At 70.1% G+C, this 24,577-nt stretch carries 26 protein-coding genes, 1 tRNA gene and 1 other RNA gene; 21 read left to right on the top strand and 7 right to left on the bottom strand.

Translation table 11 applies throughout. From position 1 onward, the window contains the following. Positions 1-9: 9 nt before the first annotated feature. Both LUW87_RS05400 and LUW87_RS19090 read right to left on the bottom strand, forming a co-directional pair. Entirely contained in the window at positions 10-1,212 is a 1,203-nt protein-coding gene (locus LUW87_RS05400; protein ID WP_232670052.1) for a serine hydrolase domain-containing protein, read from the bottom strand. A 136-nt stretch (positions 1,213-1,348) separates the two neighbouring features. Further along, the gene (locus LUW87_RS19090) at positions 1,349-2,023 is read right to left on the bottom strand and encodes a nitroreductase family protein (protein ID WP_346742423.1); all 675 of its coding nucleotides are present in this window, start codon (positions 2,021-2,023) and stop codon (positions 1,349-1,351) included. A 537-nt stretch (positions 2,024-2,560) separates the two neighbouring features. Here LUW87_RS19090 and LUW87_RS05390 point away from each other — a divergent pair. After that, complete coding sequence (locus LUW87_RS05390) at positions 2,561-3,304, top strand: sulfotransferase-like domain-containing protein (RefSeq protein WP_232670050.1); 744 nt, start codon at positions 2,561-2,563, stop codon at positions 3,302-3,304. Positions 3,305-3,367: 63 nt separating this feature from the next. Here LUW87_RS05390 and LUW87_RS05385 read toward each other — a convergent pair whose 3' ends face one another. Next, on the bottom strand, positions 3,368-4,180 hold the full coding sequence (locus tag LUW87_RS05385; protein WP_232670049.1) for a hypothetical protein: 813 nt from the start codon (positions 4,178-4,180) through the stop codon (positions 3,368-3,370). Positions 4,181-4,231: 51 nt separating this feature from the next. Beyond that, positions 4,232-4,816 (bottom strand): type 1 glutamine amidotransferase domain-containing protein, encoded by a 585-nt coding sequence (locus LUW87_RS05380; RefSeq protein ID WP_232670048.1) that lies wholly within the window; start codon positions 4,814-4,816, stop codon positions 4,232-4,234. Between the two features lie 216 nt (positions 4,817-5,032). On the opposite strand from LUW87_RS05380, the gene LUW87_RS05375 reads away from it, so the two are divergent. The 3 genes from LUW87_RS05375 (at position 5,033) to LUW87_RS05365 (ending at position 8,493) form a co-directional block, all read left to right on the top strand. Further along, positions 5,033-5,353, top strand: coding sequence for a hypothetical protein (locus tag LUW87_RS05375; protein WP_232670047.1), 321 nt, complete (start codon positions 5,033-5,035; stop codon positions 5,351-5,353). A 78-nt stretch (positions 5,354-5,431) separates the two neighbouring features. Continuing rightward, entirely contained in the window at positions 5,432-6,283 is an 852-nt protein-coding gene (locus LUW87_RS05370; RefSeq protein ID WP_232670046.1) for an EAL domain-containing protein, read from the top strand. 122 nt (positions 6,284-6,405) lie between these two features. After that, on the top strand, positions 6,406-8,493 hold the full coding sequence (locus tag LUW87_RS05365) for a putative bifunctional diguanylate cyclase/phosphodiesterase (RefSeq protein ID WP_232670045.1): 2,088 nt from the start codon (positions 6,406-6,408) through the stop codon (positions 8,491-8,493). A 107-nt stretch (positions 8,494-8,600) separates the two neighbouring features. Here LUW87_RS05365 and ssrA read toward each other — a convergent pair. Then, positions 8,601-8,986: a transfer-messenger RNA gene (ssrA, locus tag LUW87_RS05360) on the bottom strand. A 131-nt stretch (positions 8,987-9,117) separates the two neighbouring features. On the opposite strand from ssrA, the gene LUW87_RS05355 reads away from it, so the two are divergent. From LUW87_RS05355 to LUW87_RS05345, 3 genes are all read left to right on the top strand, one after another. Further along, on the top strand, positions 9,118-9,585 hold the full coding sequence (locus LUW87_RS05355; protein WP_232670044.1) for a VOC family protein: 468 nt from the start codon (positions 9,118-9,120) through the stop codon (positions 9,583-9,585). 26 nt (positions 9,586-9,611) lie between these two features. Continuing rightward, positions 9,612-9,905, top strand: coding sequence for a ferritin family protein (locus LUW87_RS05350; RefSeq protein WP_232670043.1), 294 nt, complete (start codon positions 9,612-9,614; stop codon positions 9,903-9,905). Positions 9,906-10,006: 101 nt separating this feature from the next. Continuing rightward, positions 10,007-10,750 carry a hypothetical protein gene (locus tag LUW87_RS05345; RefSeq protein WP_232670042.1) on the top strand — a complete coding sequence of 248 codons (744 nt, stop codon included), beginning with the start codon at positions 10,007-10,009 and terminating at the stop codon, positions 10,748-10,750. A gap of 33 nt (positions 10,751-10,783) precedes the next feature. Here the strand turns inward: LUW87_RS05345 and smpB are convergent, their stop codons facing one another. Continuing rightward, positions 10,784-11,299, bottom strand: a complete 516-nt coding sequence (smpB, locus tag LUW87_RS05340) for an SsrA-binding protein SmpB (RefSeq protein ID WP_232670041.1) — start codon at positions 11,297-11,299, stop codon at positions 10,784-10,786. 336 nt (positions 11,300-11,635) lie between these two features. On the opposite strand from smpB, the gene LUW87_RS05335 reads away from it, so the two are divergent. From LUW87_RS05335 to gad, 13 genes are all read left to right on the top strand, one after another. Next, the gene (locus LUW87_RS05335) at positions 11,636-12,124 is read left to right on the top strand and encodes a M67 family metallopeptidase (RefSeq protein ID WP_346742399.1); all 489 of its coding nucleotides are present in this window, start codon (positions 11,636-11,638) and stop codon (positions 12,122-12,124) included. A gap of 90 nt (positions 12,125-12,214) precedes the next feature. Beyond that, entirely contained in the window at positions 12,215-13,165 is a 951-nt protein-coding gene (locus LUW87_RS05330; RefSeq protein ID WP_232670039.1) for a PLP-dependent cysteine synthase family protein, read from the top strand. Between the two features lie 217 nt (positions 13,166-13,382). Beyond that, positions 13,383-13,907, top strand: coding sequence for a TetR/AcrR family transcriptional regulator (locus tag LUW87_RS05325; protein ID WP_232670038.1), 525 nt, complete (start codon positions 13,383-13,385; stop codon positions 13,905-13,907). 42 nt (positions 13,908-13,949) lie between these two features. Then, a complete protein-coding gene (locus LUW87_RS05320; RefSeq protein ID WP_232670036.1) occupies positions 13,950-14,120 on the top strand; it encodes a hypothetical protein in 171 nt (56 codons plus the stop codon). Positions 14,121-14,239: 119 nt separating this feature from the next. Continuing rightward, on the top strand, positions 14,240-15,907 hold the full coding sequence (locus LUW87_RS05315; protein ID WP_232670034.1) for an ABC transporter substrate-binding protein: 1,668 nt from the start codon (positions 14,240-14,242) through the stop codon (positions 15,905-15,907). Positions 15,908-16,119: 212 nt separating this feature from the next. After that, on the top strand, positions 16,120-17,751 hold the full coding sequence (locus LUW87_RS05310; protein ID WP_232670033.1) for an ABC transporter substrate-binding protein: 1,632 nt from the start codon (positions 16,120-16,122) through the stop codon (positions 17,749-17,751). A 158-nt stretch (positions 17,752-17,909) separates the two neighbouring features. Next, complete coding sequence (gene murI, locus LUW87_RS05305) at positions 17,910-18,716, top strand: glutamate racemase (protein WP_232670031.1); 807 nt, start codon at positions 17,910-17,912, stop codon at positions 18,714-18,716. After that, on the top strand, positions 18,707-19,444 hold the full coding sequence (locus tag LUW87_RS05300; RefSeq protein WP_232670030.1) for an MBL fold metallo-hydrolase: 738 nt from the start codon (positions 18,707-18,709) through the stop codon (positions 19,442-19,444). The genes murI and LUW87_RS05300 overlap by 10 nt, the downstream gene beginning before the upstream one ends. Positions 19,445-19,473: 29 nt before the next feature. Next, entirely contained in the window at positions 19,474-20,217 is a 744-nt protein-coding gene (gene rph, locus LUW87_RS05295) for a ribonuclease PH (protein WP_232670029.1), read from the top strand. 8 nt (positions 20,218-20,225) lie between these two features. Next, entirely contained in the window at positions 20,226-20,855 is a 630-nt protein-coding gene (rdgB, locus tag LUW87_RS05290) for an RdgB/HAM1 family non-canonical purine NTP pyrophosphatase (RefSeq protein ID WP_232670028.1), read from the top strand. Between the two features lie 124 nt (positions 20,856-20,979). Next, positions 20,980-21,249, top strand: a complete 270-nt coding sequence (locus LUW87_RS05285) for a metal-sensitive transcriptional regulator (protein ID WP_232670027.1) — start codon at positions 20,980-20,982, stop codon at positions 21,247-21,249. A 242-nt stretch (positions 21,250-21,491) separates the two neighbouring features. Then, positions 21,492-22,187 carry a CPBP family intramembrane glutamic endopeptidase gene (locus LUW87_RS05280; RefSeq protein WP_232670026.1) on the top strand — a complete coding sequence of 232 codons (696 nt, stop codon included), beginning with the start codon at positions 21,492-21,494 and terminating at the stop codon, positions 22,185-22,187. Between the two features lie 115 nt (positions 22,188-22,302). Continuing rightward, complete coding sequence (gene gad, locus LUW87_RS05275) at positions 22,303-23,697, top strand: glutamate decarboxylase (RefSeq protein WP_232670025.1); 1,395 nt, start codon at positions 22,303-22,305, stop codon at positions 23,695-23,697. A 59-nt stretch (positions 23,698-23,756) separates the two neighbouring features. On the opposite strand, the gene LUW87_RS05270 is transcribed toward gad, so the two are convergent. Continuing rightward, a tRNA-Leu gene (locus tag LUW87_RS05270) sits at positions 23,757-23,838 on the bottom strand. 129 nt (positions 23,839-23,967) lie between these two features. Here LUW87_RS05270 and LUW87_RS05265 point away from each other — a divergent pair. Next, positions 23,968-24,564: an ATP-dependent Clp protease proteolytic subunit gene (locus LUW87_RS05265; RefSeq protein WP_232670024.1), complete on the top strand. Its 597-nt coding sequence runs from the start codon at positions 23,968-23,970 to the stop codon at positions 24,562-24,564. The last annotated feature ends 13 nt before the right edge of the window (positions 24,565-24,577 follow it).

Genomic DNA, 24,577 nt, shown 5'->3' with positions numbered 1-24,577 from the left:
GCCGACTCGTCAGGTCGGGGCGTCGAGGGGGGCGTCGGGCGAGAGGAGGTCGGCGATGCGGTTGGCCACGGTGATGGCGTCGTTGTCGGTGCCGGCGTTGTCGATGTTGCCCGTGGTGTAGACGACGATCGTGAGCGAGGGGTCGGACAGATAGGCGGTCACGCCCCGGTAGCCCTGGAGGCTCGGGTTGGCCACCAGCCAGTCGCCGAGCACGCCGATCCCGAAGGAGAAGTACCGCTCGTCGGTCATGGGACCGAGCCCGGCGGTGTTGGCCGGGTCGAGCTGGAGGGCGAACGCCTCGTCGCTGACCAGCTCACCGGTGCCGAACGCACGCGTCCACCGCCCCAGGTCGGCCACGTTCGCGTTCATGTTGCCGCTGTTGAGGGCCCAGGTGGGATTCCACATGGTGGACTCCTCGTACACCCCGCGTTCGTTCGTGTAGGCGTGGAACGCCGGCTGGCCGATCTCGTTGCTCGTGACCCATGTGGCGCTGTCCATGTCCAGCGGGTCGAAGATGCGTTCCTCGAGCAGCTCGCCCATGGTCTGGCCGGTGGCCGCCTCCAGCACGGCGCCCAGGCTGGCCAGGTCGGTGTGGGAGTAGGCCCACCCCTCTCCAGGGGGGAACAAGGGGGGCGACTGCTGGGCGTAGTCGAGCAGCTCGTCGTAGGACCACTCCCGGAACGGGTTGGCGTCGACGGCCGCCACGAACGCCTCGTTGGGGATGAAGTCGGGCGTCCCCGACGTGGTGTTGCCCAGCATGGCCACCGTGATCTGGTCACCGTCGACCAGGTCAGGCAGGTAGGACTCGACGGTCTGGTCGAGGGAGAGGACGTCTTCCTCGTCGAGCTGCAGCGCCACGGTCGCCATCATCGACTCCATGGGCTGGCCCACCCGCACCAGGGCGTCCGGGCTGGTGGGAGCGAAAGCGCCCGGCCCGTCCATCGCACCGCGCACCACCTCGGTGTCGCCGTCCCACACGCCGAACACCACCGACTGCAGGTCGAGCTCGGCGACTGCTTCGTCGACGATGCCCACGATCTGATCGGCACGCGGATCGTCGCCGGCGATGATCTGGTCCCCGAGGGCGGTGGCGGTGGTGGCGGGGTCTTCGCTGGCGGTCGTCTGGTCGCCGTCGGAGCAGGCGCCGAGCAGGGCCGCGCCGAGCCCGGCGGCGACGAGGGCCACCATGAGGCGTCGTGCATGTCGAAGCATGCGGGCACGGTAGCCGTGACACGGATGTGGCTCGATCCCTCGGGCGCCCGGTCGAGGCGACAGCGGCGGCGCGACGGGCGCCGATGGACGTCGCGCCCCGGCCGGGGGGGGGTCGGTGCGTGCTGGTCGCGGCGGGTCAGTCGCCTCGGAACGCGTTCCAGCGCATCATCTCGGCAGCAGGCCTGCGCGGCGTGGGTCGGAAGTCGGTCCCGATCGTGTGGGCGATGGGGAACAGGCCCACCTGCATCCACTTCTCGAAGGGGATGTCGAGGACCTCGGCCACCTCGCGCTCGCGCACGAGCGTGAGCGTGGTCCACGCCGAGCCGAGCCCGCGAGAGCGCAGAGCCAGCATGAACGACCACAGGGCGGGGATCACCGACCCCCAGCGGTTGGCCTGCCAGAACGCACTGGTCCGGTCGGCGTGGGCTCCCGCCCCGGCGCCGTCGGTCCGCCCGGCCACGAGGGGGACGCACAGCACGGGCACCTCGTGGAGGTGCTCGGCGAGGTGGGCCACGCTGCGGGCGATGCGCTGCTGGGCTTCGCCGCTGCGGTCCACGTTGTCCTCGGCCGCGTCGGTGCGGGGCCGGGCCACGAAGTCGGCCATGGCGGCGCGGTAGATGTCGGCGAGGGCGGCGCGGCGATCGGCGTCGTCGACGAAGAGGAACCGGTAGGGCTGGGTGTTGGAGCCGTTGGGAGCGTGCACCGCCAGGTCGAGGCACTCCTCGAGCACGTCCCGTTCGACGGGGCGTTCGAGATCGAGTCGCCGCCGCACCGAGGGCGTGGTCTGCAACAACAGGTCGGGGTCGTGCACGACGAGCGGGCCCTGGAAGAGGGTCTCGTAGGCGGTGAGGGTGCCCCAGTGCTCCCAGATGCGGTCGATGCGGTCGTCGTCGGCGAAGCGGAACAAGAAGCCGTAGACGTTCTCGTAGGGGCGCCCGGCGCGAGTGGTGGCCCGGTACGTGTGCTGGCGGAACACGTACGCACCGTCGGCGACCACGTGCACGTCGTCGAAGCGGGCGGTGGTGAGGTCGTAGCGGTCGACCCGGCGGCCGTTGGGCTGGGGAGGCGACGGGGCCCGGCCGAGGACCAGTCGACCGATCTCGTCCTTGCCCCGGAACACGGTCTGGCCCGGGGCGGCGGGGAACCGGCCGAGCCCGTTCCACCATTCGACGTCGTCGGTCATGAGGTCGAGCCGATCGAGCTGGCGCGGTCCCTCGAAGAACTGCTCCACGACCGCCAGGCGGCTGTCTCGTTGCCCCATGTGCCCCCCTCGGGCGAGTGCGCGTGCGCCGGTGACCCTACGGGACGGTCTCGGTCACCGCCGAGGGCCGATGGCTACGCTCGGTCGATGCCCCCGTTGTTGGCCCTCTGGGCCGTGCCTCGCAGCGCGTCGACGGCGTTCGAGCGCATGGTCGCCGAGCGGGGCGACCTCGTCGTGGTGAGCGAGCCGTTCTCCGCGGCGTACTACGACGGGCCCGAGGCCCGGTCCGAGCGGTTCGGGTGCAGCGCCCCGGAGGCGACCTTCTCCGCCGTGCGCTCCGAGCTGCTGCGTGCTGCACGGGAGCGGCCCACCTTCGTCAAGGACATGGCCTACCAGGCGCTGCCCGCGGTCGACGCCACGCTGTTGGACGGGTGCCGTCACACGTTCCTGGTGCGAGACCCGGCCTGGTCGGTCCCGTCGCTGGCGAGGGGCTGGCCGGACTTCACCGCCGAGGAGGTGGGCTTCGACGCGGTGGAACGGTTGGTCGCCCGGGTGGAAGACGCTGGGCACGAGGCGGTGGTGTTGGACTCCGACGACGTGCGACGCCGCCCCGAAGCGGTGCTGCAGGCCTGGTGCGAGCGGGTCGGTCTGGCCTTCCGGCCAGAGGCGTTGGCCTGGGAGCCGGGGATGACGGACGGTTGGGAGCGCTGGCAGGACTGGCACGGCTCCACCGCCTCGTCGGCCGGTTTCCGGCCACCCGATCCCGAACCGCCGACCGTGGACGACGAGCGCGTGCGCCGCGCCATCGAGGCCGCCCGGCCGACGTACGAGGCGCTGAGGGCTCGTCGCCTCGTCATCGACGACATCGCGCCCCCGACCCCACCGTCCTGAGGGCGGCCCGCCATCGCCCGGTCCGGCGGGCTCGGTACGAGTGTCGTGTGCGGGTGCTCGTCGTCAGCCCGGGGCGGGTCCGACGCGCAGCACGACGGCGGTGGTGACCCGGCCCCGTCCGTCGTCGTCGACGAGGTCGACGCGGATGGTGCCCTGGTCGGGTGGGCCCACGAAGCGAGCCCGGGTGGCGATGGGTGAGACCCGGTTCTGGGCGAGGTAGAAGACCTCGATGTCGGACACCGCGTGGCGGTCCGTGCCGCATGCCCGGTGGTGGTCGGCCAGGTCCTCGGCGGCCGCCTCGGCCAGCCCGGCGACGATGCCGCCCTGCATGGCCCCGGCCGGGTTGGCGATGGCGGGGGAGAGTGCGACGCGAACGATCCCCGACGCCGGGTCGACCGATTCGAAGCCGGCTGCCCGGCGCAGCGGCTCCTCCAGGGGTGGGAGCCCGAAGTCCCGAGGGACGTCCGCCAGGTCGAACATCACCTTGGGTGGGTCGCCTTCGCGTCGCGGGACCCGGGCGAACCCGGCGATCGACGTCCCCCACTCGGCGCCGTCGACCCTCAGCGCCACCTCACAGGTCGTCGACCTCGAGCCGCCGCGCAACGTGGTGGTCCGGGCCTCGACCGGGCGGGGCGAGGCGACGAGCGGCCGGCGTACCGAGAGCTGGGAGGTGAAGGCCCAGGTGTCGGGGTCGGTGTCGATGGTGATGCCGGCCACCGCGTCGGACAGGTACACGAGCGCGGCGATGGGGAGCAGGCCCCGCTCGCACAGCCCTGGGTGGGGGAGGAGGGATCCGACGAGCTGGCCGTCGACGACGGCGAACTCGACGCCGATCCGGGCCGGAACGCTGGTGAGGTCGGTGGGGATGTCCGTCACGAGCTCCGAACCTAACCAACCGGCGGCCCGCCCCCGAGCGAGCGAACGGGATCAGGACCGGGTGGCGGTGCGCTCCCGAGCCCCGGCGAGCTCCTCGAGCAGGGCCCCGCAGAAGGCCGGGAGGTCGCCCGGGTTGCGGGAGGTGATCAAGGTGTTGGGCCCGTTGCGGCAGACCATGACCTCGGCGTCGACCCAGTTGGCGCCTGCGTTCCTGAGGTCGATGCGCAGGCTCGGCCAGCTGGTGAGCAGGCGGTTGCGGGCGACCGCGGCGTCGATCAGCATCCACGGGGCGTGGCAGATGGCGGCCACGGGCTTGCCGGCGTCGACGAAGGTGCGCACCAGGTTGACGGCGTGGGGGTCGGTGCGCAGCTGGTCGGGGTTGGCGACGCCACCGGGGAGCACGAGACCGACGAAGTCGTGGGGCGAGACGTCGGGGACGGTGCGGTCCACCGTGAAGGTGTCGGCCTTGTCGAGGTGGTCGAAGGCCTGCACGTCACCCGACTCGGGGGCGACGAGCACGGGTCTGCCACCGGCCTGCTCGACCGCCTTCCAGGGCTCGGTCAGCTCGACCTGCTCGACGCCCTCGTTGGCGACGAGGAAGGCGACAGCAGCACCGTCGAGGTGGTTCGTGGGCATGGGGCTCTCCGATCGTCGCGGACTCCCGGTCCCTACCCGCCGGCCCGCCGATCGACCCCGACCCGAGGTCGGCGGGTGGCGGGGCGCGCCACCGAGGGACCGTCACCGCCAAGGGTTCCGCACCGCACGGCACGGGGTGGACCCCACACCGCACGGCACGGGGTGGACCCCACGGAATCGCTCAGGCCGGGGGCCGCCCATCCCGAGAACATGGGGATGGGACGACGCGGGGCACGCTCGGACGCCGACGAGAAGGTCGCCGAGCTGCTTCGTGCCGCGAAGGACTCCCTGGGGCACAGCCTCACCTTCCTCAGCCGCCTGGACGGCCAGAGGCAGCACCTCGAGGTCGTGGAGTCGGCGACCCCGCTCTTCCGAGACGGGCAGACGCAGCCGCAGCAGACGTCGTTCTGCCAGGCGATCCTCGATGGGAGGCTGCCGAACGTGATCCCCGACGTGGCCAAGCTGCCGGAGGCGAAGCGGCTGCCGGCCGCCCGCTTCCCGAGGATCCGCAGCTTCGTCTCGGTCCCGGTTCGCTAGAGCGACGGCACGCTGGACGGAACGTTCTGCGCCGCGTGCTTCGCGTCGGATGGGCTGAGCCGTCGTGATCAGGCGATCATGGAGGTCCTGGCCCGAGTGGCGGCGACGGTGATCGAACCCGGCGTGCAGGAGCGCCGCCGCGGTGACGAGATCCGGGCTCGGTTGACGCCCGTCATGAGCTCGGGTGGGCCGACGGTCGTCCTGCAGCCGATCGTGTCGTTGTCGAGCGGTCGACGTCTCGGTGCGGAGGCACTGAGTCGGTTCCCTCGGGAGTGGTCGAAGGCCCCGGACGTGGTGTTCGACGAAGCGGCGTCGATCGGCGTGGGGTTCGAGCTGGAGATCCTGGCCTTCCGCAACGCGGCGGCGCACCTGTGGGACGTGCCGGGCTACGTGGCGATCAACTTCTCGCCGGCCACGCTGCTCGACTCGCGGTGCCTGGAGCTGCTCGCCGACGTCCCGGCGGAGCGCGTCGTGCTCGAGCTCTCCGAGCACGAGGCCGTGCGCGACTACGACGAGCTGGCCACGGTGCTCGCCCCGTTGCGGGAGGCCGGCATGCGCCTGGCCATCGACGACGTCGGCGCGGGGTTCTCGTCGCTCCGCCACATCGTCCAGACCGCCCCGGACATGGTCAAGCTCGACCGCACCATCGTGGCGGGTGTGGCCGGCGACCGGGTGTTGCGGACCCTCGCCGGGTCGCTCGTCGAGTTCGCCCACTCCGTCGGGGCGCTCGTGGTCGCCGAGGGCATCGAGACCCTCGAGGACGCAATCGTGCTGGCGCAGGCCGGTGTCGATTGCGGACAGGGCTGGTTCTTCGGTCGCCCTGGTCCGGCGGACGCGCTGGTCGAGATCTACCCGCTCGAGACGGCTCTCCTCGACGACCCCATCACCGGAGGTGCCTTCGGCGCAGAAGGCGTCGACGCCGTGAGTTGAGGGCGTAGGCGACCGCGTGGAGCCCATCTGTGGTGCGCCGGCCGTTCCCGGGCGGCCGGCGGGAACTCCTGAGAGCCTCGGACGGGTAGGAACGCCGCCATGGGTGCGACAGGCGGACGCGGATGAGCTCACGGGACGACTCCACGGTCGACCGGGCGCAGACGGAGCTCGAGTACGCCGAGTACGGCACCCTGCTCATCCCGGCCTGTTCGGACATCCTCGTCCTTCTCGACGACGACAGAGCGGTCCGGTACGTGAGCCCGTCGGCATGGCGCCTGCTCGGCCGGGAGAGCGAAGAGATCAAAGACGGCGATCTCACGGGCCTGTTCCACGACGAGGACCGCGAGCGGGCCACCCACCTCTTGGACCAGGCGTCCTCGGAGCTCAACTGGGGCGACGCGGTCGAGTGCCGGATGCGCCACGCCGACGGTTCGTGGCGGACGATGGAGATGTACTCGCGGAGCCTCGAGGAGGCTCAGGACGCCGTGTCAGGCTCCGTCGTCACCTTTCGCGACGTGACCGACCGCAAGGAGTTCGAGGTCGCCCTCGCGCTCAGCACCAGGCACCAGCGGCTTCTGAGCCTCGTCCCCTCCCCGGTCCTGGTGCTCGACACCGACCACCAGGTGATCTACGTCAACAGCGCTTCGGTCAAGCTCTTCGAGGCACCGGGCACCGAGCTACTCGGCCGGTCCTTCGTCGACCTCGTCCGACCCGAGGGACGCCCGAGGCTCGAGGACGTGCTGCGGAGGACCAGCCAGCACGATCGCGGTGCCGACGTCCAGGTCCGCCTTTCCGGCCCGGACGGCGACGACGTGGTGCTCGAGATCCGCTTCCTGGCGTTGAGCTGGGACGGCGAGCCCGCCTTGGCCGGGTTCGCCCAGGACGTCACCCGCTGGACCAACGACCAAGAGGACCTGCGGCGCCGGGTCCTGTTCGACGAGCTCACCGGGCTGCCGAACCGGAGCCTGCTCCGTGACCGTCTCGATCATGCGCTCGTCAGCAGGACCCGGACCGGGGCCCGGCCCATGGTCATGTTCCTCGACATCGACCGCTTCAAGGCGGTGAACGACTCCTTCGGGCACCACGCTGGCGACGAACTGCTCGTCGAGATCGCAGCACGACTCCGGGCCGCGGTGCGACCGCAGGACACGGTCGCCCGCTTCGGCGGCGACGAGTTCGTCGTCCTCGTCGACGACGTCGAGGACGTCGAAGAGGCTCTCGCGGTCGCGAGGCGTGTCTCCGAGCCGTTCTCGATACCAGTGGAGGTCGGCGGGACCACGATCACGGTGGCCGCATCCGTGGGACTCGCCGGCGGACCGGACCTCGAGCTCGTCGGCGGCAGCACCTCCGATCTCCTCCAGGCCGCTGACACGGCGATGCACGAAGCCAAGTTGCGCGGCGACGGCATCGAGTTCTACACGCCCGAGTTGCAGGAGGCGGCGCTGGACCATCTCCGCCTCGAGTCCGATCTCCGCCAGGCACTGGGCGACGGCCACATCGACGTCGCCTTCCAACCGATCGTGTTCCTCGACGACCACAGCATCGTCGGAGCAGAAGCGCTGGCTCGCTGGTCGCACCCCGAACGGGGCTCCATCGGGCCGGCGACGTTCGTCCCCATCGCCGAGAACGCGGGGCTCATCGACGACCTCGGCACACAGGTGCTCCACGATGCGGTCAACCAGGTGCGCGAATGGGCCGGGGACGGGCTCGTCAGGGGCAACTTCGCCATTCACGTGAACGTCTCGGCCGTGCAGCTGCAGGGACGGGCGATCGTCGCCGACGTCACCGAAGTCCTCGATGGCCTACCCGGTGGGGTCTCCGTGCTGCTCGAGCTCACGGAGAGCGTGATCATGAGCGAGGACGATGGGTCGCGTGCCGTCCTGCGCGAGCTCCGCGAAGCAGGCGCGCGCATCGGCATCGACGACTTCGGGACCGGGTACTCCTCGCTCGCGTACCTGGCCCAGCTTCCGGCCGACACGGTCAAACTGGACCGCCAGTTCGTGAGTCGGCTCGATGATGGGCGGTCCGCGCGCGTCGCGGGCGTCGTCGTCGCACTCGGCGAGACCCTCGGAATGGATGTCGTCGCCGAGGGGGTGGAGGCCCCCTCCGAGGAGACTGCGCTACGCGAGCTCGGCGTACAGCTCGCTCAGGGCTACCTGTTCGGCAGGCCCATGCCCGGCACGGAGTTCAGGGAACTCCTCGCGACCTGACGCCAACCGAGGAGCGGTCGTGGTGGGTGGTGCCCCGTGGTGTGGCCCGCTCGGCCGCTCGGTTTGGGTTGGTTGGTTGGTTTGGTTGGTTGGTTGGTTTGGTTGGTTGGTGGAGCTGGGGGGAATCGAACCCCCGTCCGCCGAGTGGCAACTGTCCGCGCTACGACCATTCCCGAGCTTGCGGCTCACGGTTACCGCACTGCCGGGTCAGCTGGGGCCGGAGCCCCACCGCCGGGTCTTTCCCCGAGGTCAGCGGTCTTTCTCGCCGTCAGCCTTCTTTCAGGCTGTCACTCCCCGCTTCTGTTGCCGGGCTGCGGTGAGTAGGCCCCGTGCGCCATTGCTGGTCACTGTGGCTCTCTAGGTCTGATCTAGATCAGGCTGCGAGAGTGAACTGCTCATCGGCGGTTCATGTGTTGCCCCCGTTTAGCGAGTCTGAGGCAACTCGGGTCGCACGATCCAGCTCCCGGTCTCAACGTCGAAACCGATCAGCCCCGTGATCGTGAAGTCCGCCTTGTCTCCGGCGGGGTTCCCACGATAGCGGGCCGCGCCCTCGCTGCCGAGGGGCGCTCGTCTGCCAGACTCGGCGCTGTCGTGCTCGGGGGGAGCACGGGTCAGGGGATCGAGATGACCCAGGTCAGGTTCAACCACATGGAGCTCACGGTGCCGCGTGGCACGCTCGACGCGCAGATGCGCGCCGACCTCACCGCCTTCTACGGCGACGTGCTCGGCTGGGAGACGATGGACGTCGAGATCGTCGGCGGCAACCAGTTCCTCATGCGCCCCGACGACGGGCAGTTCATCCTGGTGGCCGAGCACGACCGTCCGCTCTCCGCCCCTGGCTACGACCACCTCGGACTGCTGTGCGAGACGCGCGACGAGGTCGACGAGATCCTCGAGGCGTGCCGGCGGTGGCAGGACAAGGACGATCGCCTGCGCCTCAAGGTCTACGACGACCTGCACACCGGCAACGTCGTGGTGCACGCCTTCTACCTGAAGTACCTGCTGCCGATCTGGTTCGACGTGCAGTCCATGGAGCACGCAGCCGGCACCGGGCCCACCCATCGCTGGCGCTACGCCCCCGTCGGCAACTGAGACGGCACGGGCCTAGATTCGAACGCATGCCAAGCGAATCCCTTCACGCACCCCGCGAACGACTCAGCGACCACACCCTGGCCATGCACCAGGCCATCAGCTCGCTCATGGAGGAGCTCGAGGCTGTCGACTGGTACCGCCAGCGGGCCGACGACTGCGACAACGGCGAGCTCAAGGAGATCCTCCTGCACAACATGCGCGAGGAGATGGAGCACGCCGCCATGATCATCGAGTGGATGCGCCGCAACGACGAGGACTTCTCCGGCCAGATCGAGGAGTATCTGCACCGCGACGGCCCCATCGCCGGCGCCGACGACTGAGCGACGGGATGGGTGGCGGGACGCGGGCCGTCGTGCCCACCCATCTCGGGCCCGGGGTGGCCGGGTGCCGCCGACACCGCTGACCGGGCGGCGGGGTCGCCGTGGCTGACTGGTGGCGCGACGACATCGTCGACGCAGGCAAGCTCCCGCTGCTGTTGTGCCTGGTCGCCTTCATCGTGACCTTCGTGGTCACCCGGCTCATCACCCGCATGATCCGGTCCGGCAGGGGTCCTTTCTCCAACAACAGCGTCGGCGGCGTGCACATCCACCACGTGGTGCCCGGCCTGGTGCTGATGGTGCTCAGCGGCCTGGTCGCGCTGCGCACCGAAGCCGATGGCTGGCTGCACGTGGCCGGTGTCGTGTTCGGCATGGGTCTGGCGCTCGTCCTCGACGAGTTCGCCCTCGTCCTGCACCTCGACGACGTCTACTGGGAGGAGCAGGGCCGACTGTCGGTCGACGTGGTCTTCGTGCTGGCTGCGGTGCTCTTCCTGGCCATCGTGGTGGGCTCGCCGGTCGGCATCGACGACGGAGACGACGACCTCGTCACCCGGATCGTCCTGATCGGCGTGGTGGTGCTCAACCTGGGTGTGGCCGTCCTGGCGGCTCTGAAGGGCAAGCTCGGCGCGGCTCTGGTGGGAGCGTTCGTCTTCCCCTTGGTGGGCTACATCGCCGCCGTCCGGGTGGCGCGACCCGGCTCGCCCTGGGACCACAAGCGCTACGAGGCTCACCCCCGCAAACGGGAGAAGGCGGCCCGGCGCGAGGCCAGGTTCGACGCCCGGTGGCGATCGAAGGTGGACCGGCTCCAGGACTTCGTGGCGGGCCCCTCCACGGGGGACGGCCGCTGAGCGCCCGTCCCCTCGTGGGAGCCCGACGAACGCTCAGTCGAGGCCCTTGCGGGCCCGACCCATCTCCTTCTGCGCTTCGCGCAGGGCATCGCGCTCGGCGATCGCCTGGCGCTTGTCGCCCTTGGTGCGGCCCTTGGCCAGCCCCAGCTCCAGCTTCGCTCGCCCGTCCTTGAAGTAGAGGACAAGTGGTACGAGCGTGAGGCGCTCGAGGTCCATGCGCAGCTTGAGACGGTCGATCTCGCTGCGGTTGAGCAGCAGCTTGCGCTTGCGATCCGGTTCGGCGAGGTCGTGCACTCCGGTGGCCCCGTAGGGCGAGATGTGCATCCCCACCACCCACGCTTCGTGGCCGTCGATGCGGCCATGAGCCTCCTTGAGCTGCACCTGGGCCTCACGCAGCGACTTGACCTCGCTGCCCCGCAGCACCAGGCCGGCCTCGATGGTGTCGAGGATGGTGTAGTCGTGGCGCGCCGAACGGTTGGTGGCCACGACCTTCACGGTGCCGTCCCTGCCGCTGGTGATCTTGGGTGCCTTCTTGGCCGATGCGCTCATGGAGCCTCCGAGGCTACCGACCCACAGGCGACGATCCGGCGGAGCGCCGCCACCCCGGCGCCGATCCGCACCGTGGTGGGAGGTCGGGTGGGGGGAACCCATCCCCACCCGACCTCCGGTTTCGAACGCCGAGCCGCACCCGGCGCCGCTCACACTCCGCGACGGCCGGCGTGTCCGGATCACGGCCGTCGGCCGATCTCTGATCCGGGCCCGACGGGCGGCGTGGGATCGATGGTCGCGCCACTGACGCGGCCACGACGGGTCGGAGCGGCGGTTCGAGCGCGAGCCCGTCCGGGTCGGCCGATCCGAGCGGTCAGGGCACTAGGGTCGAGCGCCGTGTTGCACCTCGCTCGGAGCGCCCACCTGGCCATCGTCGGCCACCTCCTCGACGGCATGCCCGACGAGGCGTGCGGGCTGCTGGCCGGTCCGCTCCGCCCGACCGCGGATCCTCCTTCCGGCATCGACGCCGACGTTCGCCACGGCTCGTCACGAGACGTCCGGGGCGGCTCCACCGGCGCCACCGAGGCCACCCGCTTCTACCCGACGGCCAACGCCGCTGCCTCCAGCCGCATCTACACGGTCGAACCCCGCGACCACCTCCGTGCCGACCGCGACGCCGAGGACCGGGGGCTCGAGATCCTCGGGGTGGTGCACTCCCACACCCACACCGAGCCGTACCCCTCGCCGACCGACGTCGCCCAGGCCCCCGACCCCGCCTGGCACTACGTGATCGTGTCGTTCCGCACCGGGGTGGCGGCCCTGCGCTCCTACCGGATCGTCGACGGATCGGTCCAGGAGGAGCCGGTCGTGGTGGTCGAGGGGTAGAATCCCGATCACAACGGTCGACATTCGTCCCGGCGCCATCCGGGACATCGCCGTCCGCCACCCGGCGGACACCGTCACGGAAGGGCCTCCATGGCTGTGTACTCATCGGTGCTCGACATGATCGGCGACACGCCGCTCGTCGACGTGAGCCGCATCAGCCCCAACCCCAAGGTGCGGATTCTCGGCAAGATGGAGGGTCAGAACCCGGCCGGGTCGGTCAAGGACCGCATCGCCCTCCAGATGATCGAGGAGGCCGAGGCCGACGGGACGCTCAGCCCGGGCAAGACCATCATCGAGCCGTCGTCGGGCAACACCGGCATCGCCATGGCCATGATCGCCCGCATCAAGGGCTATCCCATCAAGATCGTGCTGCCCGAGAACGTCTCGATCGAGCGCCGCCAGCTCCTCGAGGTCTTCGGGGCCGAGATCATCCTCTCACCGGGCAACGAGGGGTCCAACGGCGCGGTGCGGCGGGCCATCGCCCTGGCCGACGAGCACCCGGAGTGGGCGTTCCTCTACCAGTACGCCAACGAGGCCAACCCACGGGCCCACTACGAGGGCACCGGCCCCGAGATCTGGCGCGACTGCCCCGAGATCACCCACTTCGTGGCCGGCCTCGGCACCAGCGGCACCCTCATGGGCGTCGGCACGTTCCTGAAGGAACAGAACCCCGACATCCAGGTCATCGCCGTCGAGCCGCCCATCGGCGAGCTCGTCGAGGGCCTGCGCAACCTCGACGAGGGCTACATCCCGCCGGTCTACGAGAAGTGGGGCGGACCCGAGCTCCTCGACCGCAAGCGCATCGTGCGCCCCAAGGAGAGCATCGTCTACACCCGACGACTCGCCGAGGAGTGCGGCATCTTCTCGGGCATCTCCGCCGGCGCCGCGCTCGCCGGCGCCTGCAAGGTCGCCGAGGCGATCGACGAGGGAACCATCGTGTTCATCGTGTGCGACGGAGGGTGGAAGTACCTCTCCACCGGCGCCTGGACCGACGACATCGACGAGGTCGTCGAGCGGGCCAAGAAGATCATCTACTTCTAGGACCCGCCGGCCCCTCCCGGTGCCCGCCCAGCCCCGCCCGGCGAGCGGCGGACTCCGGACCGGCCGTCGGTCGAAGCAGACGCGTAGTGTTCGCCGCATCGAGGCGATGGCGACGAGTGCGACGAGCCGGAGGGGCACGGCAGCGGCGGAGGCAGGCGACGGGCCGGCCGGTCGCCGGCCCGGGAGGCCGCGCGACTCCGAGGCCGACGCTGCCATCTTGAGCGCCACCATCGAGCTGGTGGGGCGCCACGGTGTGCGGGGCACGACCATCGCCGCCATCGCCGACCGGGCCGGGGTGGGCAAGGCCACCATCTACCGGCGGTGGCCGACGAAGACGGAGCTGGTCCTGGCCGCGCTCTCCACCCTCACCCTCCGACCGCCGGTGCCCGACACCGGCACCGTGCGGGGCGACCTCCACGCCTACCAGCGCTTCTCGCTGCGGCTGATGACCGGCCCCCGTGGCGACGTCCTGCCCAGCCTGCTGTCGGCGGCCTTCGAGCAGCCGGAGCTGCGCGAGGCCTGGGGTCGCTACCTGGTGAGCCGGCGCGCCGTGCTGCGCGAGATCCTGGTGCGGGGGGTCGAGCGGGGTGAGCTGCGAGACGACCTCGACCTCGACATCGCTCTCGACCTCTTCAGTGGCCCGCTCGTGTACCGCGACCTGATCGCCGGCCTCCCGGTGGACGAGGACGTGGCCGAAGACCTCGTCGACCACGTGCTGGACGGTCTGCACCGGTCCCGTTGAGCGGGATGGAGAGGAGTGCCCCTGCGCTCGAGCAATGACCCCGTGCGCTCCCAGGAGCTCATCGACGAGATCCAGGTGATCTGGGATCGGGACACGCCCGGGGTGATCCTGTCCCAGCAGCCGACCCTCATCGCCTGGAACCCCGACGTCCACGGGATCGTGCCGACCATCACCTCGATGGTGCTGTTCCACGACGCCTTCCTCGCCGGATGAGGCGGCCGGACCGGCGCGCGAGCGGCCCGTCTCATCGTGTGACGTCGGCCACCTCGCGCGTGGAGTAGTTTCGGACCCGCAAGGCTCGAAATGGAGCACGACCTCACCAGGGGGACCTGATGTACAGAGCAGGAACGTCGACGCGCCCGCGTTGGCTCGTCATGATGGCCATCGCGTTGTTCGCAGCGTTGTTGGCCTCGTCGTGCGCCAGCGACGACGAGAGCGGTGACGGCGGCAACGGGGGCAACGGCGGCGACGCCTCCGGCGAGGAGATCATCGACGACGGTGCGCTCAACACCGGTTTCGTCAACACCCAGGACGAGGTGGAGCCCGTCGAGGGCGGCACGCTCACCATGGGCATGTACTCGCCCATCACCAGCCTCGACCCCACCGTGATCAACGGCAGCGGCACCGCCGGCGGCATCGAGATGGCCGCCCTCTACGACGTGCTCATGCGCTACGACTACGACACCGGCGAGTTCGTGCCGCACCTGGCCGAGAGCCTCGAGCCCAACGAGGACTTCACCCAGTGGACCCTCACGCTGCCGTCGGACGTGACCTTCACCGACGGCACGCCCTACGACGCCGAGGCGGTGGCCTTCAACCTGCAGCGCCACAACGACAGCGCCAGCCGCTTGCGTCCGCTGCTGGTCGGCCTCACCTGGGAGGTGACCGACCCCCAGACCCTCACCTTCAACCTGGAGACGGCGTGGTCCGGCTTCCCGTGGGTGCTGGCGTGGACTGGCGGCTACATCGCCTCGCCGACGGCCATCCAGGCCGATCCCGAGAACTGGGCCGACAACCCCGTCGGGGCCGGCCCGTTCGCCAACCTGGCCGAGTTCTCGGCCAACGAGGTGCTCGCCCTCGACGCCAACGAGGACTACTGGGGCGAGGGCCCGTACCTCGACCAGATCCGCTTCGCTCACCTGCAGGGCGATGCGGCCAAGGCCGAAGCGGTGCTGTCCGACGACTTCGAGGCCGGGTTCATCCGTCTGCCGGTGCCGGCTCGCGAGGTCATCGACGCCGGCTACCCGGGGTTCCTGACCCTCAACAACAGCGGTGAGTTCATCTTGATGAACAACGGTGTGCGCGATCAGACCGATCGCCCCACCGCCGACGAGCGGGTCCGCAAGGCGGTGCGCCTCGCCATCGACTCGCAGGCCTACAACGACCGCGGCTACGACGGCCTGGGCTTCCCGACGAACTCGCTCATGGGTCCCCGCTCGGAGTGGGCGACCGAGAGCACGGTGGAGGCTGATCCCGAGGAGGCTCGTCGCTTGCTCGAGGAGTACAAGGCCGAGACCGGCTGGGACGGCAAGATGAGCACCATCACCGCGGTGGGCTCCGAGGACCGGGCCTTCTCGATCCAGGCGCTGTTGAACAACGTGGGCTTCGACATCGAGGTGGAGGTCCTGCCGACCATCACCGACATGATCAACCGGGTGTTCATCGACGCCAACTACGACATGATCTCGTGGGGCATGAACATCGCCGACGCCGAGCCGTGGGTGGCGCTCAACCAGAACCTGTCGAGCACCAGCCTGGCCAACCCGTCGGGCTTCAGCGACCCACAGCTCGACGAACTGCTCATCGAGCTGCGCGCCAGCGACGACGCGGCCCGCACCCAGGAGATCCTCGACGAGATCCAGGTCATCTGGAGTGACAACCAGCCCGGCGTGATCCTGTCGCAGCAGCCCGAGCTGATCGCGTGGAACCCGAGCGTGCACGGCGTGGTGCCCACCATCGCCTCCATGGTCCTGTTCCACGAGACCTTCATCACCGGCTGACCTCTCCGGCACCGAGCGACTGCCCCCGGCGCGACCCGCGGCGGGGGCAGTCCCGCGTCGGGGGAGGGTCGAGGGTTCGGGCCCCGGTGTGACATATGGCACTCGACCTGGGCTAGTTTCGGAGTGGCAAGGCTCGAAACCGAGCGCTACTCACCAGGGGGGACCTGATGCACAGAGCAGGAACGTCGACGCGCCCGCGTTGGCTCGTCATGATGGCCATCGCGTTGTTCGCGGCGCTGTTGGCCTCGTCGTGCGCCAGCGACGACGAGAGCGGTGACGGAGGCAACGGGGGCAACGGGGGCAACGGGGGCGACGCCGCCGGCGAGGAGATCATCGACGACGGTGCACTCAACACCGGCTTCGTCAACACCCAGGAGGAGATGGAACCCGTCGAGGGCGGCACGCTCACCATGGGCATGTACTCGCCCATTACCACCCTCGACCCGGCCAAGGTCAACGGGGCCGGCACCGCCGGCGGCATCGAGATGGCCGCCCTCTACGACGTGCTCATGCGCTTCGATTTCGAGACGAACGACTTCGTGCCCCACCTGGCCGAGAGCCTCGAGCCCAACGAGGACTTCACCCAGTGGACCCTCACGCTGCGTCCCGACATCACGTTCACCGACGGCACGCCCTACGACGCCGAAGCGGTGGCGTTCAACATGCAGCGCCTCATCGACAACCGGGCCCGCATCGCACCGGTCATGCAGGGGATGACGTGGGAGGTCACCGGTCCGCTCGAGGTGACCTACAACCTCGAGACGGCGTGGTCGGGCTTCCCGTACCTCCTGGCTCACCAAGGCGGCTACATCGCCTCGCCGACGGCCATCCAGGCCGATCCCGAGAACTGGGCCGACAGCCCCGTCGGGGCCGGCCCGTTCGCCAACCTGGCCGAGTTCGCGGCCAACGAGGTGCTCGCCCTCGACGCCAACGAGGACTACTGGGGCGAGGGCCCGTACCTCGACCAGATCCGCTTCGCTCACCTGCAGGGCGACGCGGCCAAGGCCGAAGCGGTGCTGTCCGACGACTTCGAGGCCGGGTTCATCCGTCTGCCGGTCCCGGCTCGCGAGGTCATCGACGCCGGCTACCCGGGGTTCCTGACCCTCAACAACAGCGGTGAGTTCCTGCTCATGAACAACGGTGTGCGCGACCAGACCGACCGCCCCACCGCCGACGAGCGGGTCCGCATGGCGGTGCGCCTCGCCATCGACTCGCAGGCCTACAACGACCGCGGCTACGACGGCATGGGCTTCCCGACGAACTCGCTCATGGGTCCCCGCTCGGAGTGGGCGACCGAGAGCACGGTGGAGGCTGATCCCGAGGAGGCTCGTCGCTTGCTCGAGGAGTACAAGGCCGAGACCGGCTGGGACGGCAAGATGAGCACCATCACCGCGGTGGGCTCCGAGGACCGGGCCTTCTCGATCCAGGCGCTGTTGAACAACGTGGGCTTCGACATCGAGGTGGAGGTCCTGCCGACCATCACCGACATGATCAACCGGGTGTTCATCGACGCCAACTACGACATGATCTCGTGGGGCATGAACATCGCCGACGCCGAGCCGTGGGTGGCGCTCAACAACAACTTGTCGAGCACCAGCCTGGCCAACCCGTCCGGCTACTCGGACCCCCAGATCGACGAGCTGCTCATCGAGCTGCGTGGGGCCGACGACCCGGCTCGCATCCAGGAGATCCTCGACGAGATCCAGGTCATCTGGGACCGTGACATGCCGGGCGTGATCCTGTCGCAGCAGCCCGAGCTGATCGCGTGGAACCCGAGCGTGCACGGCGTGGTGCCCACCATCGCCTCCATGGTCCTGTTCAACGAGACCTTCATCGCCCCGTGACCCGCACCGGCGTGGGCCGCACGACCCTCGCCCACCACTGAGCTCTCCGAAGGGTCGGTCCCGCCGCCGGGGCCGACCCTTCGGCGCGTTCGGTGACCACATGCACCTCCGGCGGCGGCCGACCCTGCCGGTCGGGCCGCACCGGTAGCCTCGCCGCCGTGGACCCCCGACCCATCGGCATGTTCGACAGCGGCTTCGGGGGCCTCACCGTCGCTCGGGCGCTCATCGACCTGCTCCCCGACGAGGACCTCGTCTACGTGGGTGACACCGGGCGCTACCCCTACGGGCCACGACCGCTCGACGAGGTGCGTCGTTTCTCCCACGAGATCACCGCCCACCTCCTCGCCGGCCACGACGTGAAGATGATCATCGTGGCCTGCAACACGGCGTCGGCCGCTGCTCTCGAGGAGCTGCAGGAGCGAGCCCCCGTGCCCGTGATCGGGGTCATCGAGCCCGGGGTGCGATCCCTGGTCTCGGCCACCCGCAACGGCAACGTGGGGGTGATCGGCACCGTCGGCACGATCGGGTCGGGCGCCTACCAGCACGCGGTGGCGGCCGCCGAGCCGTCGGTGCAGCTGAGCTGTGCCGCCTGCCCCGGCTTCGTCGAGTTCGTGGAACGCGGGGAGACCGATTCCGATCAGGTGCACGTGCTGGCCGAACGCCTCCTGGCCCCCTTGCACGATGCCGAGGTCGACACCTTGCTGTTGGGGTGCACCCACTACCCGTTCCTCGCCCGCACCATCGGCGACGTCATGGGCCGAGAGGTGGTGCTGGTGGACTCCGCCGACGAGACCGCCTTCCGCGTGCGCGAGCTGCTCGAGGGCCAGCTGATGGCGCGACGGGGTGACGAGCGACCCGGGCACCACCACTTCGAGTCCTCCGGCGACGTCGAGGTCTTCCGTTCGCTGGGGAGGCGGTTGCTCGGTCCCGAGCTCGACCGGGTGGAGGCGATCACGTGGGACTGACCCTCACCGTGCTGGGGTGCTCGGGCAGCTACCCGGCCCCCGACGTCCCCTGCAGCGGCTACCTGGTGCGCAGTGACACCACTGCGGTCGTCCTCGACATGGGCCACGGCGCCTTCGCCGAGCTGCAGCGCCACATCGACGTCGCCGACGTCGACGCGGTGGTGTTGACCCACGCCCATCCCGACCACTGGGTGGATCTCACGGGTATGCGCATCCTCACCCACTACGGGCGGGGTCTCGACCACGTGCCGGTGTGGGGCACCGACGAGACCCGGCGCATGGTCGCCACCGTCAGCTCGGGCATCGAGCCGGCCTTCCGGTGGCACGTCCTGGGTCCCGAGCGCACGTTCGCCATCGGCGACCTCGAGCTGCGCATCGAGCGGACCGACCACTACGTGGAGACCTACGCCGTGCGGGTCACCGGACCCGACGGGACCTCGCTGCTCTACTCCTCCGACACCGGTCCGGGGTGGTCGCCCGCCGAGCTGGGACACGACGTCGACCTCGCCCTCGTCGAGTCGTCGTACCTCGACGCCGACGAGCTCGGCGACGTGTTGCACCTCTGTGCCGACATGGCCGGAGCGGCCGCCCGGGCCGCTGGGGCACGACGTCTCGTCCTCACCCACCTGGTGCCCGGCGCCGACCCCGAGGCGCACGCCCGGGCGGCCGCAGCCGCCTACGGTGGCCCGGTCGACGTCGCCAGCCCTGGCGCCGTCTACGCCCTCTGACCCCCCGCTCCACCAGCAAGGACGTGTTCATGCGCCCCGACGGCCGCACCCCCGACCAACTCCGCGAGGTCTCCTTCGAACGGGATTTCACCGACGCCGCCGACGGCTCGGTGCTCATCACCGCCGGCAAGACGATGGTGCTGTGCACCGCGTACGTCGACGACGACGTGCCCCGTTGGATGCGGGGGAGCGGCAAGGGGTGGGTCACCGCCGAGTACTCGATGCTTCCCGGGGCGTCCCCCGAACGCATCCGCCGGGAGGTCACCAAGGGATCGCCGTCGGGCCGGACCCAGGAGATCCAGCGCCTGATCGGCCGGTCGCTGCGGGGGGTCTGCGACATGGAAGCCCTCGGTGAGCGCCAGGTGGTCGTCGACTGCGACGTGCTGCAGGCCGATGGCGGCACCCGCACGGCCTCGATCACTGGTGGCTACCTGGCGTTGCACGACGCTCTGACCCGCCTGGTGCAACGAGGCGACCTGGCGGCCAACCCCCTCAGGGAGGCGTGCGCGGCGGTGTCGGTGGGCATCGTCGGCGGGACACCGCTGCTCGACCTGCCCTACGTGGAGGACTCGGCCGCCGAGGTGGACATGAACGTGGTCATGACCGAGGGGGGTCGCTTCCTGGAGGTGCAGGGGACCGCCGAGGGCATGAGCTTCTCGCGCGACGAGCTCGACGCGCTCCTCGGCCTGGCCGAGGGGGGCATCCGTCAGCTCATGGAGCTCCAGGACCTGCTGGTCGCCGACCCGCCCGACCCGCGCTCGACGCAACGCTGACGGTCGGCGTGCGACTCGTCACGGCCTCGGCCAACCCGGCGAAGGTGGCGGAGATCGCCGCCATCCTCGAACCGGCGGGCGTCGACCTCGAGCCCCGGCCCGCCACGGTGCCCGACGTCATCGAGGACGCCGACACGCTCGAGGGGAACGCCCGGCTCAAGGCGGTGGCCATCGCCGAGGCCGTCGGTCGGGCCGCGGTGGCCGACGACACCGGCCTGGAAGTCGACGCCCTCGATGGGGCCCCCGGGGTGCACTCGGCCCGCTTCGCCGGCGACGAGCGCGACGAGGCCGCCAACGTGGCCAAGCTCCTCCGCGACCTCGAGGTGCGTGGGGTCGGGTCCGCACGCGACCGGCGGGCCCGGTTCCGGACGGTGGCGCTCGTGCGCTGGCCCGATGGCCTCGAGGTGATCGCCCACGGGGTCGTCGAGGGCCACATCGCCGCCGAGCCGCGGGGGAACCAGGGGTTCGGCTACGACCCGGTGTTCGTGCCCGACGAGGGCGACGGCCGCACGTTCGCCGAGATGGAGGCGTCCGAGAAGCACGCGATCAGCCATCGCGGTCGGGCCTTCCGGACGCTCGCCGCCCTGCTCGGCGCCGAGGGCGGGGAGCCGTCCGAGGATCGATCCCCACCCTCCTGAGCTCCCGTTCTGTCGCGACGATCCCTTCCGAACATACCCAGCGGGGTATATGCTGGACGATGCCGGACAGGGACCCGGCACCCGGGAAGCCTCCCCCCGAGCTTCCTCAGAAAGGAACCCGACCATGGACATCCCCGAGGACGTGATCGCCGACGTCCGGACCCGCCTGCGGCGCGTGGCCGGTCAGGTGCAGGGCGTGGAGCGCATGCTCGAGGAGGGACGCGAGTGCCGTGACGTGGTCACCCAGCTCTCGGCGGCCACCCGAGCCCTCGAGCAGGCCGGCTTCAGGCTGGTCGCCGCCGGTCTCACCTACTGCGTGACCGAACCCGAGAAGGCCGAAGCCGACGGCTACCCGTTGGCCGAGGTCGAGAAGATGTTCATGAAGCTGGCCTGACGCCTCCGCGCGACGGTCGGCTGGGCCACGGACGCGGGCAGACTGTCGGGGTGACCGATCCGGGCTCTCCGCCGCCCCCGCCCCCACCACCCCCCGGCAACGGACCGTGGGGCACGCCACGACCGAGCGCGCCGCCGTCGGCCCCCAACGTGCCGGCGCCCTACCCGTCGGGTCCTCCTCCGTACGGCCCTCTTCCGGCGGCACCGGCCGGCGCCCCACCCGTGCCCACGATCCGTTGGGGGATGGGCGATGTCATCTATGGCCTCGTGCTGTGGCTCGCCGGCGGCGTGGTGGCCGCGATCGCGATCGTCGCCTCCGGTGCCATCGACCTCGACACCGGTGAGGTGGGGGAGCTCAGCCTCGGCGCGATCGCGTTCACCCTGGTGGCCGGGTGGGTGGGCTTCGTCGGCTGGCCCATGGTGGCCACCTACCGCAAGGGCCAGCGCAGCCTGGCCCGCGACTTCGGACTCCAGGTCCGTTGGATCGACGTCGGGTGGGGTCTGCTCGGTGGGTTGGGTGCGCTCGCGGTGTCCGTCGCCGGGGGGCTGCTGTGGACGATCATCTCGGGCGATGAATCGCCCACCAACGCCGACTTCCTGCCCAGCTCACCGGGGCTTCTCGGAGCGCTGGCGCTGTGGTTCCTGGTGGGGGTGGCCACCCCCGTCGCCGAGGAGCTCTTCTTCCGGGGCCTCATGTTGCGGGCCGTCGGGCGACGCTGGGGCCTGCCGGCCGGAGTGGCCCTCAGCTCGATCGTGTTCGGCTTCTTCCACGCCAACGCCCTGAGCTTCTCGGGGCTGTTCATCGTGGCGGTGACGGCGTCCTACGGGGCGGTCTTCGCCCTCTTGGTCGTGCGGGCCGAGGGACGGCTCGGCCCGGCCATCGTCGCCCACGCCGTGGTGAACTCCGTGGCCGTCGTGGCCATGTTCGCCACCAGCTGACCGCTTCGACGGGTCGGCCACCGTCCGCCCGCTCGATCCATGGGCATGCCACCATCGGTGGCCCCGCCGACTCCGGCGCCCTCGGCGCCGCGGTCCGAGCCCATGGAGGAGCCAGATGCTCTCCGAGCACGTGCAGGACGCCGTCGATGCCACCGTCGCTCCGCTGTTCGGCAGCCGAACCATGATCGAACCGATCCCCCGGTTTCGCCTACCGGACGTGGAGATGGAGCCGCAGGCGGCCTACCAGCTGATCCACGACGAGCTCAGCCTCGACGGGAACCCACTGTTGAACATGGCGTCGTTCGTGACGACGTGGATGGAGCCCGAGGTCACCAAGCTCATGACCGAGACGCTCCCGAAGAACTTCATCGACGCCGACGAGTACCCCCAGACCGCCGAGATCGAGCGTCGCTGCGTCAGCATCATCGCCGATCTCTTCCACGCCCCGTCCTCCGGTGAGCAGGCCATGGGCACATCGACGGTCGGTTCCTCCGAGGCCATCCACCTCTGTGGCCTGGCCCTCAAGGTCAACTGGCGCAACCGTCGTGCGGCGGCCGGACAGCCGACCGACCGTCCCAACATCGTGATGGGCGCCAACGTCCAGGTGGTGTGGGAGAAGTTCGTGCGCTACTTCGACGTCGAACCCCGCTACGTCGACATGGCGCCGGGCCGCACCGTCATCGGGGTCGACGAGGCCATCGCCCTCGTCGATGAGAACACCATCGCCGTGGTGGGCATCCTCGGCAGCACCTACACCGGTGAGTTCGAGCCGATCGCCGAGCTCGACACCGCCCTGCAGGAGCTCAACGCTCGTACCGGTTGGCAGGTCCCGATCCACGTCGATGCCGCCAGCGGCGGGTTCGTGGCCCCGTTCGCCTACCCCGACCTGGCGTGGGACTTCCGGTTGCCGTCGGTGCGGTCGATCAACACCTCGGGCCACAAGTTCGGCCTCGTCTACCCGGGCGTGGGATGGGCGGTGTGGCGAGATCAGGCCGACCTGCCCGAGGAGCTGCTCTTCCACGACAACTACCTCGGCAACGACCAGATCACCTTCGACCTCAACTTCTCCAAGGGCTCGAGCCAGGTGATCGGCCAGTACTACAACCTGATCCGCCTGGGCCGTGACGGCTACCGGCGGATCATGGACGGGCTGCTCGACATCTCCCGAGACCTCTCGGCCAAGGCGCGGGCCAGCGAGCACTTCGAGGTGGTCTCGTCCGACCAGGCCCTCCCGCTGGTGACGGTCCGGCTGAAGGGGGAGCGGGCCTACAGCTGTCACGACATCAGCGAGCACCTCCGGCTGCGGGGCTGGATCGTGCCCGCCTACACGCTGCCGCCCAAGGTCGACGACGTGTCGGTGCTGCGCGTCGTCATCCGTGAGGGGTTCAGCCGCGACATGGCCGACAACCTGCTCGCCGACCTCGATGCCACCATCGAGCACCTCGAGGCCAACCCTCCCGCGGCGCCCACCGTGAAGCCCCACCACCGTCAGCGCCATCGCGTCTGCTGAGGGCGGGCACGCGCCGCATCGCCGCCACATGGCGGCGCTCCGCGCCGCCATGAGTCGGGTGCGAGCGGGGGGACTCGAACCCCCACGTCCGAGGACACCGGGACCTAAACCCGACGCGTCTGCCAGTTCCGCCACGCTCGCTCGTGGTCCTGCCACGGTACCCCGGGAGGCCGGGAGCATCGACGGCGGTAGCCTGCGGGTTCCGGGTCGTCTGCGGCCCGCCGTTCGTTCGTGACACCCGGCCTCGGGTGTGTGTCGTCAAGGAGACCGATGGAGCATCCGCCGCTCGCACCGCTGGCCCAGACCGCTGGTTCCGACCCGGGTGCGGAGATCTACCGCATGTTGCTCAAGGAGCGCATCGTGGTGCTCGGCAGCGACGTGAACGACACGGTCGCCAACCAGCTGGTCGCTCAGCTGCTGTACCTCGAGGGCCAGGATCCCGACAAGGACATCTGGCTGTACATCAACTCCCCCGGTGGGGTCATCACCGCGGGCATGGCGATCTACGACACCATGCAGTTCATCTCGCCCGACGTCGGCACCATCTGCATGGGTCTGGCGGCGTCCATGGGCCAGTTCCTCCTCACCGCCGGGGCCGAGGGCAAGCGCTACACCCTGCCCCACGCCCGGATCCTGATGCACCAACCCCTGGGCGGGGTGCAGGGCCAGGCCTCCGACATCGCCATCCAGGCCGAGCAGATGGCCTACATCAAGCGGCTGATGGCCGAGCGCATCGCTCACCACTCGGGCCAGTCGGTGGAGCAGATCGAGACCGACTCCGAGCGCGATCGGTGGTTCACCGCCGAGCAGGCCAAGGAGTACGGCCTGGTCGACCACGTGATCTTCAAGCGGGGCGAGCTGAGCTAGCGCGGCGGGCGCC

This window comes from Rhabdothermincola salaria, from assembly GCF_021246445.1.
GTDB lineage: Bacteria > Actinomycetota > Acidimicrobiia > Acidimicrobiales > Acidimicrobilacustridaceae > Rhabdothermincola_A > Rhabdothermincola_A salaria.
The sequence above is the reverse complement of the archived record's forward strand: the minus strand, read 5'-3'. Positions and strand labels throughout refer to the sequence as shown.

What these genes read in the sequence shown, in the direction of transcription:
- LUW87_RS05400 (WP_232670052.1), bottom strand. Translation starts at nt 1,212, where the DNA reads ATGCTTCGACATGCACGACGCCTCATGGTGGCCCTCGTCGCCGCCGGG.
- LUW87_RS05390 (WP_232670050.1), top strand. Translation starts at nt 2,561, where the DNA reads ATGCCCCCGTTGTTGGCCCTCTGGGCCGTGCCTCGCAGCGCGTCGACG.
- LUW87_RS05380 (WP_232670048.1), bottom strand. Translation starts at nt 4,816, where the DNA reads ATGCCCACGAACCACCTCGACGGTGCTGCTGTCGCCTTCCTCGTCGCC.
- LUW87_RS05375 (WP_232670047.1), top strand. Translation starts at nt 5,033, where the DNA reads ATGGGACGACGCGGGGCACGCTCGGACGCCGACGAGAAGGTCGCCGAG.
- LUW87_RS05370 (WP_232670046.1), top strand. Translation starts at nt 5,432, where the DNA reads ATGGAGGTCCTGGCCCGAGTGGCGGCGACGGTGATCGAACCCGGCGTG.
- LUW87_RS05365 (WP_232670045.1), top strand. Translation starts at nt 6,406, where the DNA reads ATGAGCTCACGGGACGACTCCACGGTCGACCGGGCGCAGACGGAGCTC.
- LUW87_RS05355 (WP_232670044.1), top strand. Translation starts at nt 9,118, where the DNA reads ATGACCCAGGTCAGGTTCAACCACATGGAGCTCACGGTGCCGCGTGGC.
- LUW87_RS05350 (WP_232670043.1), top strand. Translation starts at nt 9,612, where the DNA reads ATGCCAAGCGAATCCCTTCACGCACCCCGCGAACGACTCAGCGACCAC.
- smpB (WP_232670041.1), bottom strand. Translation starts at nt 11,299, where the DNA reads ATGAGCGCATCGGCCAAGAAGGCACCCAAGATCACCAGCGGCAGGGAC.
- LUW87_RS05330 (WP_232670039.1), top strand. Translation starts at nt 12,215, where the DNA reads ATGGCTGTGTACTCATCGGTGCTCGACATGATCGGCGACACGCCGCTC.
- LUW87_RS05315 (WP_232670034.1), top strand. Translation starts at nt 14,240, where the DNA reads ATGTACAGAGCAGGAACGTCGACGCGCCCGCGTTGGCTCGTCATGATG.
- LUW87_RS05310 (WP_232670033.1), top strand. Translation starts at nt 16,120, where the DNA reads ATGGCCATCGCGTTGTTCGCGGCGCTGTTGGCCTCGTCGTGCGCCAGC.
- rph (WP_232670029.1), top strand. Translation starts at nt 19,474, where the DNA reads ATGCGCCCCGACGGCCGCACCCCCGACCAACTCCGCGAGGTCTCCTTC.
- LUW87_RS05285 (WP_232670027.1), top strand. Translation starts at nt 20,980, where the DNA reads ATGGACATCCCCGAGGACGTGATCGCCGACGTCCGGACCCGCCTGCGG.
- LUW87_RS05280 (WP_232670026.1), top strand. Translation starts at nt 21,492, where the DNA reads ATGGGCGATGTCATCTATGGCCTCGTGCTGTGGCTCGCCGGCGGCGTG.
- gad (WP_232670025.1), top strand. Translation starts at nt 22,303, where the DNA reads ATGCTCTCCGAGCACGTGCAGGACGCCGTCGATGCCACCGTCGCTCCG.
- LUW87_RS05265 (WP_232670024.1), top strand. Translation starts at nt 23,968, where the DNA reads ATGGAGCATCCGCCGCTCGCACCGCTGGCCCAGACCGCTGGTTCCGAC.